Annotated in this window: 15 protein-coding genes; 8 read left to right on the top strand and 7 right to left on the bottom strand. The window is 43.3% G+C overall.

Annotation, left to right across the window (positions count from 1 at the left end; genetic code table 11):
• The first annotated feature begins 85 nt into the window (after positions 1-85).
• Both FG11_RS11795 and FG11_RS11790 read left to right on the top strand, forming a co-directional pair.
• On the top strand, positions 86-631 hold the full coding sequence (locus tag FG11_RS11795; RefSeq protein ID WP_047535264.1) for a carboxymuconolactone decarboxylase family protein: 546 nt from the start codon (positions 86-88) through the stop codon (positions 629-631).
• Between the two features lie 70 nt (positions 632-701).
• Positions 702-1,301, top strand: a complete 600-nt coding sequence (locus FG11_RS11790; protein WP_047535260.1) for a pyridoxamine 5'-phosphate oxidase family protein — start codon at positions 702-704, stop codon at positions 1,299-1,301.
• Positions 1,302-1,383: 82 nt separating this feature from the next.
• Here the strand turns inward: FG11_RS11790 and FG11_RS11785 are convergent, their stop codons facing one another.
• The 4 genes from FG11_RS11785 to FG11_RS11770 form a co-directional block, all read right to left on the bottom strand.
• Entirely contained in the window at positions 1,384-1,845 is a 462-nt protein-coding gene (locus tag FG11_RS11785; protein WP_160277162.1) for a YiiD C-terminal domain-containing protein, read from the bottom strand.
• 77 nt (positions 1,846-1,922) lie between these two features.
• Positions 1,923-3,347: a DHA2 family efflux MFS transporter permease subunit gene (locus tag FG11_RS11780; RefSeq protein WP_047535256.1), complete on the bottom strand. Its 1,425-nt coding sequence runs from the start codon at positions 3,345-3,347 to the stop codon at positions 1,923-1,925.
• 67 nt (positions 3,348-3,414) lie between these two features.
• Positions 3,415-4,320 (bottom strand): alpha/beta fold hydrolase, encoded by a 906-nt coding sequence (locus FG11_RS11775; RefSeq protein WP_047535253.1) that lies wholly within the window; start codon positions 4,318-4,320, stop codon positions 3,415-3,417.
• A 56-nt stretch (positions 4,321-4,376) separates the two neighbouring features.
• A complete protein-coding gene (locus FG11_RS11770; protein WP_020183311.1) occupies positions 4,377-5,174 on the bottom strand; it encodes an SDR family NAD(P)-dependent oxidoreductase in 798 nt (265 codons plus the stop codon).
• A 137-nt stretch (positions 5,175-5,311) separates the two neighbouring features.
• Here FG11_RS11770 and FG11_RS11765 point away from each other — a divergent pair, with 137 nt between their 5' ends.
• Positions 5,312-5,917, top strand: a complete 606-nt coding sequence (locus FG11_RS11765) for a TetR/AcrR family transcriptional regulator (protein WP_047535251.1) — start codon at positions 5,312-5,314, stop codon at positions 5,915-5,917.
• Between the two features lie 186 nt (positions 5,918-6,103).
• On the opposite strand, the gene gyrB is transcribed toward FG11_RS11765, so the two are convergent.
• The 3 genes from gyrB to dnaA all read right to left on the bottom strand — a co-directional run bounded on the left by gyrB (position 6,104) and on the right by dnaA (position 11,338).
• Entirely contained in the window at positions 6,104-8,509 is a 2,406-nt protein-coding gene (gene gyrB, locus FG11_RS11760) for a DNA topoisomerase (ATP-hydrolyzing) subunit B (RefSeq protein WP_020183291.1), read from the bottom strand.
• A gap of 44 nt (positions 8,510-8,553) precedes the next feature.
• A complete protein-coding gene (dnaN, locus tag FG11_RS11755; RefSeq protein WP_020183290.1) occupies positions 8,554-9,654 on the bottom strand; it encodes a DNA polymerase III subunit beta in 1,101 nt (366 codons plus the stop codon).
• A 259-nt stretch (positions 9,655-9,913) separates the two neighbouring features.
• Positions 9,914-11,338 carry a chromosomal replication initiator protein DnaA gene (dnaA, locus tag FG11_RS11750; RefSeq protein WP_047535248.1) on the bottom strand — a complete coding sequence of 475 codons (1,425 nt, stop codon included), beginning with the start codon at positions 11,336-11,338 and terminating at the stop codon, positions 9,914-9,916.
• 285 nt (positions 11,339-11,623) lie between these two features.
• On the opposite strand from dnaA, the gene rpmH reads away from it, so the two are divergent.
• The 5 genes from rpmH to mnmE are packed head-to-tail and all read left to right on the top strand — an operon-like array spanning position 11,624 to position 15,387.
• Positions 11,624-11,758: a 50S ribosomal protein L34 gene (gene rpmH / locus FG11_RS11745; protein WP_018987191.1), complete on the top strand. Its 135-nt coding sequence runs from the start codon at positions 11,624-11,626 to the stop codon at positions 11,756-11,758.
• A 29-nt stretch (positions 11,759-11,787) separates the two neighbouring features.
• Complete coding sequence (gene rnpA / locus FG11_RS11740; protein WP_025225200.1) at positions 11,788-12,132, top strand: ribonuclease P protein component; 345 nt, start codon at positions 11,788-11,790, stop codon at positions 12,130-12,132.
• A gap of 36 nt (positions 12,133-12,168) precedes the next feature.
• Positions 12,169-12,360, top strand: coding sequence for a membrane protein insertion efficiency factor YidD (gene yidD / locus FG11_RS13505; protein ID WP_081978239.1), 192 nt, complete (start codon positions 12,169-12,171; stop codon positions 12,358-12,360).
• Positions 12,361-12,402: 42 nt separating this feature from the next.
• A complete protein-coding gene (yidC, locus tag FG11_RS11735; RefSeq protein WP_047535245.1) occupies positions 12,403-14,037 on the top strand; it encodes a membrane protein insertase YidC in 1,635 nt (544 codons plus the stop codon).
• A gap of 3 nt (positions 14,038-14,040) precedes the next feature.
• A complete protein-coding gene (gene mnmE / locus FG11_RS11730; protein WP_020183286.1) occupies positions 14,041-15,387 on the top strand; it encodes a tRNA uridine-5-carboxymethylaminomethyl(34) synthesis GTPase MnmE in 1,347 nt (448 codons plus the stop codon).
• The last annotated feature ends 21 nt before the right edge of the window (positions 15,388-15,408 follow it).

Below are 15,408 nucleotides of genomic sequence, written 5' to 3'. Positions count from 1 at the left end.
TAAATGTAAAGTGAAAGAATGCATACATCCGCTGAATCAATCAATTTAGCGGTGTAAATTCAGTTAACTTTAAAGGAGATCTATCATGAGCCGCATTACAACGATTACCAATGAAACTGCAAATACAGAACAAAAAGAATTACTCGATGCCATTCAATCACAGCTGGGTATGGTGCCCAACTTTCTCAAAGTGTTTGCCAATTCACCCGCTGCTTTACGCGCCTTTTTAGGTCTGCATGGTATTGCAAATGAGGGCAGTTTAGAACCACAAACGCGCGAGCGTATCGCGCTAGCATTAGCACAACAAAACGCTTGTGAGTATTGCGTATCGGCACATACCGCCATTGGCAGAAAAACCGGGTTGAGTGGTGATGAAATGACAGAAAACCGCGCTGGGAAAAGCCAAGATGCTAAAGCTGCCATCGCTGTGAAGTTAGCATTATCTTTGGCTGAACATACGGGTGAGATTACAACCGCGGAACTGATAGATGCCAGAGAAGCCGGCTTTACGGATGCGGACATTGTTGAAATCATCACCCATGTTGGCCTGAATATTCTGACCAATATATTAGGTAAGGCCAGCCGTTTGGAGATTGACTTTCCTAAGGTTGCTTTAAAAGTAGCTGCTTAATTGCGTTTCCGTTACTAGCAGCATTTAGTTAATGAGTCGTTGTCATGACAAGTTACAAAGGAGTACCACCATGTCAAAAGCATTTGCCACCATTAGTTTTACTGATAGCGTGAAAGCGGCACAAAGTCGTTACGGTAGCCGTGAACGGAATCAGCATTTTGAGCTGTCTGATGACCCTCGTAATACGTTAGGCGAATTTGAGACTGAATTCATAGAAGCACGTGACAGCTTTTATCAAGCCACTATCTCGGAAAATGGCTGGCCCTATGTGCAACATCGTGGGGGTCCGGCAGGGTTTTTACGCGTATTAGATCATGAGACTATTGGCTATGCTGATTTTAGTGGTAATAAGCAATATCTGAGTGTGGGTAATCTGAATGCTAACCCTAGAGTTTCACTGATTCTCATGGATTACCCCAATCGTCGTCGCCTAAAACTGTGGGGGACTGTACGAATCGTGCATGAGTCAGAAGAGCCAGAGATCATTGCACGTTTAGAAGTGCCTACCTACCGAGCACGTGTAGAGCGAGGGATTATCATTCATATTGAAGCTGTTGAATGGAACTGCCCACAGCACATTACGCCTCGGTATAGCAAGGCCGAAGTAGATAGCATTATTCAGCCATTGATCGACGAAATTGCGTTTCTACGTGAAAATGGGTCGGTGTAGTCATCAAATAAAAAGCGGACGTTGAGTCCGCTTTTTATTGCATTGCTGCATTCTGTTTTCGATCGTCATTTATCACTCTTTCTCAATCTGCATTAAGTAAGACAAATACCCCTTTAAATTCGACAGCAAGCTTATCGTCCTGATAAATGCTCGCAGTAATGCCTAGTCTCGCCTTATGTTTGTTTTTAAATGTCATTAAAAATGCGTCCCAGTTTACATCCTCATTAAAATGAGCATGACATACAAAATCACCTGTAATCGGCTTGAAATAATTCACTTCTTGCTGGCGAATCATTAGTTGCCCATTCAGTTGATTGGAAATAATACGATGCTGGAATAGAGACCAGGCTGTCACTATGCATACCATCGATGAACTTCCACCAAAGACCGTATCGAGATGGTTTTTATTCAGCGCAATGGGCGCGGATATTGATGCACGGCTAGCGTCAATGGCATCAATTTTTATGCCGAGTGCGCGCGTGATTGGAATCGCGCGGAATAAGTATTGCTCAAACTCGGGTATAAGCATATTTAGCGCATTCAAGAAAGAATTAAGCATTATTCTAACGCGATTGTGAGCTTACAACCCCAACGCCAATGACGACTATTCGTTTTATGCAATTAACCTTTCTGGCTGATTACAGGCAACAACTGTCTAGGATGCGTATTCACTGGAATACACAGCATGGCTGTAATGAGCGCTAAAGCGATATGAATCGAATATACCGGTATAAAATCCGTAATCTGCAGTCTAGCCTGCGCGAGTAAAAGCACTGTGATAGCGACCCCGATCACGGTGCCAATCTGGCGTACAGCGTGATTGATTGCACTGCCAACGGCATAATCCTTTGCAGGCAAGCCAAAGACTGCAGAAGCCGATATCGACGGCATGACTAAGCCTACAGAGATGCCACTGAGTATTAAGCCTGGAAGCCATTCGGTAACATAGTCAGGGCTTGCATCTGGCACTAACATAAACCACAAACCACTTAAAGCATAAGTGAGTGAGCCTGTGATTAGCAATGGTCGATGCCCAATTTTCGAAGCAAGTTTGCCTGCGATAATCGCGGTTGGCACCACAGTCAATGGCCCGGGCATGATGGCGGTGCCAGCCAATGACTGACTGTAGTGCCAGATGTTTTTCATCCAAAAAAAGAATGAAAAAAACATAATGGAAAATGCAATGCCAAAAACGATGCCAGCAAGGTTGGAAAATAGAAAGGTTTTGTTCTTAAACAGATCAAGGTCAAACAGTGGTTCTGGATTGATGTTAGCCCAAGGGATGTAGCTTAAAATCACAGCCAAGCCTAGTAACATGATGCCAGTCAGTTCTGGTGTAGTCCAATGCGCTGAATTCAATTCGACGATGCCGAAGGCAATCGCGCCAATACCTGTAATCAATAACAACATGCCAACCCAGTCTAAGCGCATTTTGTCTCTAGGCTGCGTTGACTCGTGCAATGTGGTCATGCTTTGCCATAGACAAAACAAACCAATTGGAATGTTGATGAAAAATGCCCACTGCCAGCCACCGATATCAATGATAAATGAGCCGACCCCTGGGCCTAATGCAGCAGCTAAAGCACCCACAGCGCCCCATGCGCCCATGACAACCATGCGCTTTTCTCTAGGGAAAGCCTCAAGCACAATGGCTAGTGCAGCAGGCGAGAGTAAACAGGCACCAATAGACTGAAAGACTCTAGCTACAATCAGCCAAAAAACACTTGGAGAAGCGCCACAAGCGAGTGATGCTGTAATAAAGAGTGTGACTCCCAACATAAATACTTTTTTTCTACCGTACTTATCAGCAATACCACCCGCTGGGATTAGCATGGCTGCATACACTATCGAATAAGCATTCATTGCCCAAGATAAGTCGGCAGCCGTAGAGGTTGGGAAACTTTGCAGAATATTATTAAACCCTGCATACAAGATAGTGGTATCGAGTGACACCATAAAGACTGCAATGCATGCAATTGCAAACACGCGCCATGCCCCTGGCATTACTTTCTCGCTTGGGGTATATACAAACTCTGCTGGTTTCATCTATGTTCTCACTATTCAGTCTAAATAATGGGTGAAACTGGCCACTCCTCTATAAGTGGCCAGCTCATTAGTGACTCAAGAAAAAATCCGCTGAGTTAACAAATGCATCGTGATACTGAAAGATTGAACCATGATTAGAATCAGGATAAAGCACTAATTGCGCATTTTTTAGTTGCTTATACATCATGATTGATCCTTCGGTAGGTAACATAGTGTCGTTACTACCAGTCACAACCAATACAGGCTGGTGGATTGCTTTTAAGGTTTTATACTCAGGGTCTGGTGTACTGGTAAATACAATTAACGCTTTACCATGAGCATCTGCAATTTCCTTACCGCTCTCAGGATCCCGGTCTTTTGTTCTTGCATATACTCTTGCCAAAAATTCACTGCCAGCTTGCTTACCTGCATCTGTTTGCGAAAAGAATAAATAATCGCGTGGATCAGGTGCATTGGCTCTTGAAAATGCTTCGCCAAGTACTTTCATCAAATTGTTACCGCCCCCTTGATAGGTAGTCCCGGCAAGAATGACTTTGTGGACTAATTCAGGGTGTTGAGCAGCTAATTCCTGAGCAACAAAGCCACCCATAGAAAAGCCCAATAAATCGATTTGTTTATAGCCTAATGCTTGAATAAACGCATAAGCATCGGCTGTCATTTGTGCAACGCTGTCTGCAACCACGCCGTTAGTTGCACCAACCCCTCTGTTATTAAATACCACAACAGGGCGAGTTTTTGCTAAAGCATTCACTACAGCTGGGTCCCAAGCATCCATATTGCCAGTAAAGTGCTGTAGCAACACTAAAGGCGTTCCTGATTTTGGTCCCAGCGTGCGATACGAAAATTTGACGCCATTGGCCTCTATATATTTGGTAGGTGCTGTTTCTAATTTTTCAGCAGCTAAAGCAGAGCCAGACTCGACCACTGAAAACGTGGTGGCTATTAGCAGTAGGGATTTTAAAAATGTATGCATATATAACTCCTTTTTGGTTTGTGTTTGGACTACAAAAATAGTGTTTAACGCTACGTCTAACTTAAGTAGCGGCTTGCTGGCGTTGTGTGGGATAAATTGGGGGCTAGTGCTTTGCGTGCACTTTCTAGCACATGCCAATCATTCAAATCTGGTAATGATGGAATGGTGATGACCTCTCCCATGTCGAAGCCAGCCAAAGCCGCATCGACCAATGCTTCTGGATTCATGACGATTTGGGCTGGGAGATGATTCACTGGCAACCCGCTTTTATCCCAAAATGGCGTATCGATAGCGCCAGGCAACACTGCTTGTACTCTGATACCTTTATCAGCAAGCTCAAGATGCATGGATTGTGTGAAATTCACTACGTAGGCTTTTGAACCACTGTATGCGCCATTGAGTAGCTCTGGTGCCAGTGCCACGATGGATGCAATATTGATGATGGCACCATGACCACTTGTAATTAACCCTGGCGTAATAGCGGCTGATAATCGTGTGAGCGCAATGACATTTAATGAAATCATGGTTTCGATATCATCTATATTGGATTCCGCAAGTTTTGTTACTGCACCCAGCCCTGCATTATTGACCAGTAAAGTAATGCTACTGTCTGCACGAAGAATGCTTTCGATACGCGCTAACTCTTCTTTCAAAGTCAAATCGGCCGAGATCACTGTTACGTTTACTGCATGATCAGCTTTTATCTTGTCGGCAACCCCGTTCAGCTTTGCTTCATCACGTGCGACTAAAATAAGGTCATAGCCGCGTTTAGCCAGTCGATCTGCATAGATAGCCCCTATACCCGTTGATGCGCCTGTGATTAACGCTTTGCCTTGTTTTTGTATTGAACTCATATTCACCTCTGCTATTAAAAATATAATGAAAATTGATAATTAAATACCAATCGGTAAATAAATATAATTCAATCGCTATTGCCATGTCAATCTTTTTTTGTAACAATTGGTATATTAATTAATTTATGAGATCAATCATGACAATTGAGGTTAAAAAGTTACGAGGTCGTCCCAGAGTGTTTGACATGGATGAAGCACTTGATAAAGCGCTAAATATTTTTTGGGAAAGAGGTTATGAGGGTGCATCTTTAGCGGAACTGACCGAAACATTAGGCATTAATAAACCCAGCCTTTACGCAGCTTTTGGAAATAAAGAAGAGTTGTTTAAAAAAGCACTATTAAGATATGCAACTGGCCCTGTAGCGTTTGTTAAAGTCGCCATGAGTGAACCGACCGCTTATAAAGTTGCACAGACCTTTTTAGTTAAAGCTGCAGAATTTCTTACTGATTCCCAGCACCCCAAAGGATGCATGATTGTTCAGGGAGCGCTATCCAGTGGTGAAAGTGCTGAAGTCGTACGTAATGTCTTAATTAAACAAAGAGCCTCATACGAAAACTTATTAGCAGAACGTTTTATGAGAGCAAAAATAGAGGGTGATTTACCATCTGATGCTAATCCTAAGGATTTGGCTAAGTATCTGGCTACCCTGCACCAAGGCATGTCCGTACAAGCAACCAGCGGTGCTACAAAAGAAGAGCTTTTAGAAATGGTTTATCTGGCACTTAAGGTTTGGCCGAAATAAGAAGAGGTAACAGAAGCCTTATCGGCTCCTGAAGAATACCCTAGGAAAATGCTCTCAGAAATGAAACAAATCACTAAAGAAACTATTTCTCAATGCTTACAAAAAAAGGGCTATTTGATTAAAATAGCCCTTTCAATAAAGTCTAGCTTTTAAGAAAAATCTAGATATCAATGAGAACCTACACAACTAAACGTCTAAGTTACCCACACCTAGCGCATTGCTTTCAATAAATGCTCTACGTGGTTCTACGTTATCGCCCATTAAAGTGGTAAAGATTTCATCAGCGGCAATCGCATCATCAATCTGTACTTTGAGTAAGCGACGTACTTTCGGATCCATGGTGGTTTCCCATAACTGTTCCGGGTTCATCTCGCCCAAGCCCTTATAGCGTTGAATATTGAGGCCGTGTTTAGCTTCTGCTAATAGCCAGTCCAGTGCTTGTTTAAAGGTAGTCACGGCTTGTTCTTTTTCACCACGTTTAATCATGGCACCAGCGCCTAGCAAATTATTGACCATAGCGGATGCGCGGCTGATTTGACGATAATCGCCACTGCCTAAAAACTCTGCGTCCACAACACAGCTTTGTAGGTTGCCATGCACGTATTTGTTCACTTCTAAACGGTAGCTATTGGTTTCTTGGTCTAACGCAACAATCACTTCTGAACCTGTAGCGCCTAAAATGGGACGCAGTTTTGCTGCTGCTGCTTCTGCATCGGCTTCTGTCGCAATGCTAATCTCGCCTAAGTCTTGCATCGCGCGCAGTACGCTTTCATCGTAAAGCGCAGCAATACGGCGAATCACAGCTTCTGTGAGTACCATTTGCTTGGCAATGGCTGTGAGTGCTTGCTCTTTGATCACTTCTCCATCTGTTTTGGTCAATAGTTCTGCATTCTTCAACGCTGATTGCAACAAGTATTCATCCAACTCGTGCTCATCTTTGATGTAACGCTCATCTCGGCCCTGCTTGACTTTATAGAGTGGTGGCTGGGCGATGTAAATATGACCGCGCTCTACCAACTCTGTCATTTGGCGGTAGAAGAAAGTAAGTAATAGCGTACGGATGTGCGCACCATCCACGTCCGCATCGGTCATGATAATAATGCGGTGGTAACGTAGTTTTTCTGCGTTGAAATCGGCCTTACCAATACTGGTGCCCAATGCAGTAATCAGTGTGGCAATCTCTTGTGAGCCAAGCAACTTATCAAAACGTGCTTTTTCCACGTTTAAAATTTTACCCTTCAACGGCAAAATAGCTTGGTTTTTACGGTCACGCCCTTGTTTGGCCGAACCACCCGCAGAGTCACCCTCGACGAGGTAAATTTCGCACAAAGCTGGATCTTTCTCTTGGCAATCGGCCAGTTTACCTGGCAATCCCATGGTATCCATCACGCCTTTACGACGCGTAATCTCACGCGCTTTACGCGCTGCCTCGCGCGCACGTGCGGCTTCTACAATTTTGCCGCAGATAATTTTGGCATCCACTGGGTTTTCTTGTAAAAACTCCGCTAATTTTGCTGCCACCACTTCTTGCACCACAGGCTGTACTTCACTCGAGACCAGTTTATCTTTGGTTTGAGATGAGAATTTAGGATCCGGCACTTTGACAGAAAGCACACAAGTAATACCTTCGCGCATATCGTCGCCGGTGGTTTCTACTTTGGCTTTTTTCGCTAATTCGCTTTGTTCAATATATTGATTCAGCGTGCGTGTCATGGCCGTACGTAAGCCAGTTAAGTGGGTGCCGCCATCACGTTGTGGAATGTTATTGGTAAAGCATTGCACTGTTTCAGAGTAGCTATCGTTCCATTGCATGGCCACTTCTACCGTCATGCCCTCTTTTTCACCGCTGGCATAAAACGTTTTAGGGTGTAGCACTGTTTTACTACGGTTCATGTACTCCACAAAGCCTTTAATGCCGCCAGAATAAGCAAAGTTTTCGGATTTTCCATTGCGCTGATCAATCAACTCAATTTTCACACCATTGTTTAAAAAAGAGAGTTCGCGAATACGTTTGGCTAAAATTTCAAAGTGGTATTCCACCAATACAAACGTTTCTACCGATGCTAAAAAGTGAACTTCTGTTCCCTTTTTCTCGGTTGTCCCTGTGACAACCAAAGGCGCAACGGGCACGCCGCGCTTAAATTCCATTTGGTGTACTTTACCTTTGCGGTAAATTTTTAAGCGTAACCAATCTGATAGCGCATTGACCACAGAAACACCCACGCCATGTAAACCGCCGGACACTTTGTAAGAGTTTTGGTCAAATTTTCCGCCAGCATGTAATTCCGTCATCACGATTTCTGCTGCCGAACGCTTAGGTTCGTGTTTATCATCGTCTTTAATGTCCGTTGGAATTCCACGGCCATTATCAGAAACACTGATGGAATTATCTGGATGGATGATGACTTTAATATCATCGCAATGGCCTGCTAATGCTTCGTCAATCGCGTTATCCAATACCTCAAACACCATGTGGTGTAGCCCGGAACCGTCGGAAGTATCGCCAATGTACATACCTGGGCGTTTACGTACTGCGTCTAGACCTTCTAAGATTTTAATACTGTCTGAGTTATATTCTTGTTGCTCTGCCATAGGACCTTCTTAATGAATTGCTAGGTGTTAATTAAATGAATGGATTAAATACGCATCGGCATGACCACGTATTTATAATTTTCATCATGCAAAGTGGTGATTAAACAACTGCTATTGGCATCTGCAAAGGAGAACACAATATCATCATCTGCGACATTATTCAGCACATCGATCAAGTATGTCACATTAAATCCAATGTCCAATGTATCTTTGCCGTAGTCAATATCCAGTTCCTCTTCGGCTTCTTCTTGTTCCGTATTGGTGCTAATCAGCTTTAGGTGATTTGGACTGAGCACCATGCGAATACCACGGTATTTTTCATTAGATAAAATCGATGCACGTTGCATGGCCGTTAACACGGCTAAGCGGTTGACGGTAAAGGTGTTTTGGTGCCCTTGTGGGATCACGCGGTTGTAATCCGGGAATTTCCCATCAATCACTTTTGAAATCAACTTGATTTCACCAAACGCAAAATTCACTTGGCCATTAGCAATCTCTATGCTGATTTCTTCATCGCTATCGTTCAGTAGTTTAATCAGTTCCAGCACGGTTTTACGCGGCAGAATCACTTCTGTTTTTTCGTAACTTTGCGCTAGGGTGGTAGAGGTATAGCTTAAACGGTGGCCATCGGTACCCACAATATTCAACTGTTGGCCATTCACCTCTAACAACAAACCGTTTAAGTAATAACGGATATCTTGTTGTGCCATGGCAAATTCCACTTGTTTCAATAGTTTTTTAAACGCCAATTGAGACAATGTGAGTTGGATATGTTGTCCTGCTGCCTTGGTCATCACCGGATAATCGGTTGCTGGTAACGTTTGCAAATTGAATCGGCTTTTTCCAGCTTTTAATAAAATACGGCTATCTTTGCTAGTTAAATCAATTTCTGACGAATCAGGCAGAGAACGGCAAATATCTAATAATTTTTTAGCTGAGATAGTGGTCGATAAATCTCCACTAGAAGCATTTTCTATCGTCAGTGAAATTTGCATTTCCAGATCGGTTGCCGTGAGCTGGATTTTATTATTCTTAGCTTCTAACAATAAGTTAGAAAGGATAGGTAACGTATGGCGTCTTTCAACAATACCAGTCACGTTCGTTAATGGCTTTAATAACACTTCTCTGTTTATTTTAATTTGCATAATGTTACCTAATTTATTTTTTATCTAATTAATAATTTAATATATAAATAAAACAATAGTAATAATAATGATGACTAAATCTGTTGATAGCTTTTATTTATCAATATAATCAATCAATTAAACCATATTAACCTTGTGTAAAACTGTTCATATTGCTGTGCATCATTTGTGTATTAAATTTTACTTTATGTAAATTCAAGACTTATACATATTTTATACACAACACATTTCACTACTTATCCACAACCCTACCTACCCTTTAATCGCGTATGACTTGCGTTAAAAAACCAATATCACGCGCAATAGTTTGGTCATTTAAGCGTAACTGTTCTACTTCTTCACATGCGTGCATCACCGTGGTGTGGTGACGGCTACCAAAGGCTTCACCAATTTCTGGAAAACTATGATTGGTAAGCTCACGCGCCAAACTCATGGCAATTTGTCTGGGTCTGGCAAAATTACGTGCGCGTTTTTTACTATACATTTCGCTCACTTTAATTTTGTAATAATCCGCAACGGTTTTTTGGATATTCTCAATCGTAATTTGACGACCACGTACCGCAATCAGGTCACGTAAGGCATCTTTGGCCAAATGAATATCAATGGGATGCCCGGTAAAATTAGCCATGGCAATAATACGATTGAGCGCACCTTCCAGCTCTCGCACACTGGAGCGAATCTGTTTTGCGACAAAAAACGCCACATCTTCATGCAGATGGATATTAACGCTTTCAGCCTTTTTAAGCAAAATTGCCACGCGCATTTCAAGTTCCGGCGGCTCAATGGCAACAGTTAATCCCCAGCTGAATCGAGTGCGTAAACGTTCATCTACGTCGATGATTTCTTTCGGGTAAGTATCGCAAGTAATCACGATTTGTTTCTTTTCTTCGATCAATGTATTAAACGCGTAAAAGAACTCTTCTTGCGTACGTGTTTTTTTGGCAAAAAACTGAATATCATCAATCAACAACAAATCTAGAGAATGGTACTGCTGCTTGAACTCATCAAAGGCTTTGTTCTCATAAGCTTTGACGACATCTGACACATAGCGTTCAGCATGGAGGTAACGAATGTTAGCATTGGGCTTCTCTTTTTTCAGCTGGTTGCCAATGGCTTGTAATAGATGTGTTTTACCCAACCCCACCCCACCGTATATGAATAAGGGGTTATAAGCTTGCCCGGGATTGTCTGCTACCTGAATGGCTGCTGCACGTGCTAGCTGATTGGCGCGACCGGTCACATAGTTATCAAAGTTAAACGCTAAATTTAAACCGGAGGCACGCTCATTGGATCTGCGCTCATTGCTGCTCCGTTGTTGATTGAGTTTCGGTAACGCTTCTTGTGCATGGGCCACAGACATGGATTTTGTATGAATAATATCCGTTGATGGCGCATCGGAGTGGATAGATTTACTCGCACTTTTGATAGGCTTGGTAGGCGTCTGATCGCCATTGTGGACGTCTAATTCGATATGAATATTATCAGGGAGTAGCTCTTCAGCCAGCGTCTGGATTTTGGAATAAAACTTATCTTTGATCCATTGCTGTACAAAACGATTGGGCGCCAACAGGCGAATAGCATCCGGTTGCACATCCACTTTTAATGGTTTTATCCAGGTATTGAATTGTTGCGGCGACAACTCTTTCTCAAACCGCAGCAAGCAAGTAGACCAAAAATTATCCATGAATACCCAAAAATTAAAAAAGCGAATGAATTCAAGACGATGAATTATTATCTCAATAGAAAAATCACCTAACCATTTGATTTAATTAAAAAATTGGTTTATTATGCGGGGTGATTTGCATATAGGATTTTAGCGCGTTTATGCAGACTTATCCACAGCTTGTGCCAAATAAATATATCCATCAAATAAATAAAAAAATCATTGACATACATAAGTGAAATGGGGTCTAATACACGGCTTTGTAAAACACGTCAAACAAACGCCATCAGTGGCTTGGAGATTTAAATGAAACGTACCTATCAACCATCTAAAACACGTCGTGCACGTACACACGGTTTTTTAGTGCGCATGAAAACCAAAGGTGGTCGTGCAGTGATTGCAGCACGTCGTGCAAAAGGTCGTAAACGCTTAGGTTTATAACACAAATACTTTGCAGAGGCTGAGTGCTGATGCAAACATTAGTAATGCTCAAAAAAACGGATGAATTTTCATCCGTTTTTAGTTTCAGAAAACGCATTTCTTCACACTTTTTTGTAGTACATTACAGACCGAGCTTATCGCCATCGATGCGTGTCGGGTTTGTGGTAGCAAAAAAAGTGGCCAAGCACGCAGTAGAGCGTAACTATATGCGGCGTGTATTGCGAGAGGTCTGCCGCCATGGATTGACAGTGAGCCTGACGGCAGATGTGGTGATTCAGGTGCAGAAAAAATTTATTAAGCAAGACTTTAGCCAAGTGAATCAAGAGCTGAATGTGATTCTGAATAAAATTCAGAAGAAATTAAATGGCGAATGATGTTTAAGGTAGAACAGTGTGCGTAATGTGGCGATTATGTTGGTAAAACTGTATCAATGGATATTCAGCCCATTTGTTGGGATGCATTGTCGATTTTCGCCCAGCTGTTCCCATTACGCTATTTCAGCCTTTACAAAATATGGTTTTTTTAAGGGGTGTTATTTAGCCACCCTACGCATTGCGCGCTGTCATCCATGGCATGCGGGCGGTCATGATCCAGTCCCTTGAATGGATTCAATTTTTAATCTTCATTAACGTATAAAGAGTGTTATGGATACCAGACGTATAATTTTATTTGTCATTTTCTCCTTTTCTATCATGATGTTATGGGATGCATGGCAACGCAAAGATGCACCGCCAGTGGCACCCTCTGCGCAGGTGGCTACGCAGGCAGGGGCTGCAGCATCAAGTACAGCCGATAGCAGCACACCTACGGATGTGGCAAAAGATGCGTTTACATTGGCACGTGGTCAGCGCGTACAAGTAGAGACGGATTTGTTTCAAGCGGAAATCGATACCAATGGCGCTGATTTGCGACAACTCACTTTACGTAAGCATCGTGCAAATACTGGGGATGGCCAGTATGAGTTATTAAGTGACGCTGCCAAGCCTATGCTATATGTGGCGCAAACTGGCTTAAAGGGCGATCATTTACCGACGCATCGCGCAGTATTCACCACTGCACAAACCAGCTATCAGATGGCAGAAGGTGCCGATACACTGGAAGTGAAACTCAGTGCGCCAGTCGAGAATGGTGTGGCTGTGGATAAGATCTACACCTTCCACCGCAACAACTATGCGATTGATGTGCGCTACGAAATTAAAAATGATAGCACCGCGAGCATCACACCTTCCGTCTATTACCAAATCATTCATGACAATAAATCCAATCAGGGCTCTGCCATGATGCCAACCTTTACCGGTGGCGCCTACTACAATGAGACGGATAAGTACAAAAAAGTGAAGTTTGATGAAATGGCTAAACAAGATTTGGCCGTGAAAGCAAAAGACGGTTGGGTCGGCTTGGTTCAGCATTACTTTGTAGGTGCGTGGATTCCTAAAGCAGGTTTAGAGCGTAAGTTTTACACCTCACAACTTACAGACCACTACTTCTCTATTGGTAGCATGAGCCCGCTGGGCAGCGTAGCAGCAGGCGCTAGTTTGACTGTGCCTGCGCAATTGTACGTGGGCCCACAAACGCAAAAAGACTTGGAAGCTACCGCACCAGGCTTGGAATATGTGGTGGATTACGGCATCTTGACGATTATTGCGAAGCCTTTGTTCTGGTTGTTATCCCAACTGTATGAACTGGTGAAAAACTGGGGTGTGGCGATTATCTTACTGACCGTGATTATCAAAGCCGCTTTCTTCAAGCTATCAGCTTCTAGCTATAAGAGCATGGCACAGATGCGTGAATTAGCACCGCGCTTACAAGCCATGAAAGAAAAATTTGGCGACGATAAGCAAAAAATGCAGCAAGCGATGCTGGAAATGTACCGCACAGAAAAGATCAACCCGATGGGTGGCTGCTTGCCAATTTTAGTGCAAATCCCTGTTTTCATTGCACTTTATTGGGTGTTGCTAGGCTCGGTTGAATTGCGTCATGCCCCATTCTTTGGTTGGATTAAGGATTTGTCTGCGGTTGACCCTTGGTACATCTTGCCGCTATTAATGGGTGCTACCATGATTATTCAGACTTTCTTAAACCCTGCGCCGACTGATCCGATTCAGGCCAAAGTGATGAAGATTATGCCGGTTGTATTCAGTGTTTTCTTCTTCTTCTTCCCGGCTGGCTTGGTGTTGTACTGGTTGGTGAATAATATTCTGTCCATTTGGCAGCAGTGGTATATCAACAAAAGTATTCACGCAGAAGCCTTAGCTAAAAAAGGCAACGCAAAAAAATAAGGTATGTCTAACCACGCACACGATACGATAGCCGCCATTGCCACAGCCAGTGGCGCAGGCGGCATCGGCATTGTGCGTGTTTCCGGCCCACTCAGTCAAAGCATCGCACAAGCGGTACTGGGCCACTGCCCTCCTCCCCGCTACGCCGCCTATCTAGATTTTAAAGATGCAGATCATGAGTTGATTGATCGTGGCATAGCCATTTTTTACCCTAACCCACACTCTTACACAGGTGAAGATGTGCTTGAACTACAAGCACATGGTGGTACGGCGTTGATGCAAATGTTGTTGGCGCGTTGCATTGCATTGGGTGCGCGTCAGGCGGTTCCGGGTGAATTTACACGACGCGCTTACCTGAATGATAAATTGGATTTGGCGCAAGCGGAAGCCGTTGCCGATATCATTAATGCTGCCACACAAGAGGCTGCCAAAAGTGCGATACGTTCGCTGTCGGGCGCATTTTCAAACACCATACATGCATTGCTAGCGCAACTCACTGAGTTGCGTATGTATGTAGAAGCTTGTCTCGATTTCCCGGAAGAAGAAATTGATTTTATTACGCAAGGTCGTGTGGCTGAAAAAATTGCGCATAATCAACAAGCATTATCGCTTGTATTTAATCAAGCCAAGCAAGGTGCATTGTTGCGTGATGGCATTCATGTGGTCCTCATTGGTCAACCTAATGTAGGTAAATCCAGTTTGATGAATGCGCTTGCAGGCGAGGAAGTGGCGATTGTCACCCCGATTGCAGGTACAACACGCGACACCATTAAAAGCGCCATTCAAATCAATGGTGTACCTTTGCATGTGATTGATACTGCAGGCTTGCGAGAAACAGAGGATGAAGTAGAAAAATTTGGGATTGCCAGAACTTGGCGAGCCACAGAAACGGCCAATATCGCATTATTATTGCTCGATTCAACTCACGGTATTACTGAGACGGAAAAATCGATTTTAGACCGCTTGCCGCAAGAAATCGCCAAAATTTGGATACACAATAAAATTGATGTGTCGCAAGAAGCCCCTAAAAATGAAAGTGTGAATGGTGAACACCATATTTATCTTTCGGCTAAAACTGGGCTGGGGTTAGATTTGCTTAAAACACAGTTATTACATTTTGCTGGCTATCAGGCGATGGGTGAAGGTGTTTACATGGCGCGGGCCCGTCATTTAAAAGCGCTTGAAGCGGTGCGTGAACATCTGGCGATTGCGGCAAGTCAAATGCACTCTGCCGAATTGGTGGCCGAGGAATTGCGCTTAGCACAAACAGCGCTCAGTACCATTACTGGTGAGTTTACTCCGGATGATTTGCTGGGTGAGATATTCAGTAAGTTTTGCATCGGCAAATAAAAAAGACCATTTGTTAAAATG

The sequence above is a fragment of the Methylotenera sp. N17 genome, assembly GCF_000799155.1.
In the GTDB taxonomy this organism is placed as follows: domain Bacteria; phylum Pseudomonadota; class Gammaproteobacteria; order Burkholderiales; family Methylophilaceae; genus Methylophilus.
The sequence above is the reverse complement of the archived record's forward strand: the minus strand, read 5'-3'. Positions and strand labels throughout refer to the sequence as shown.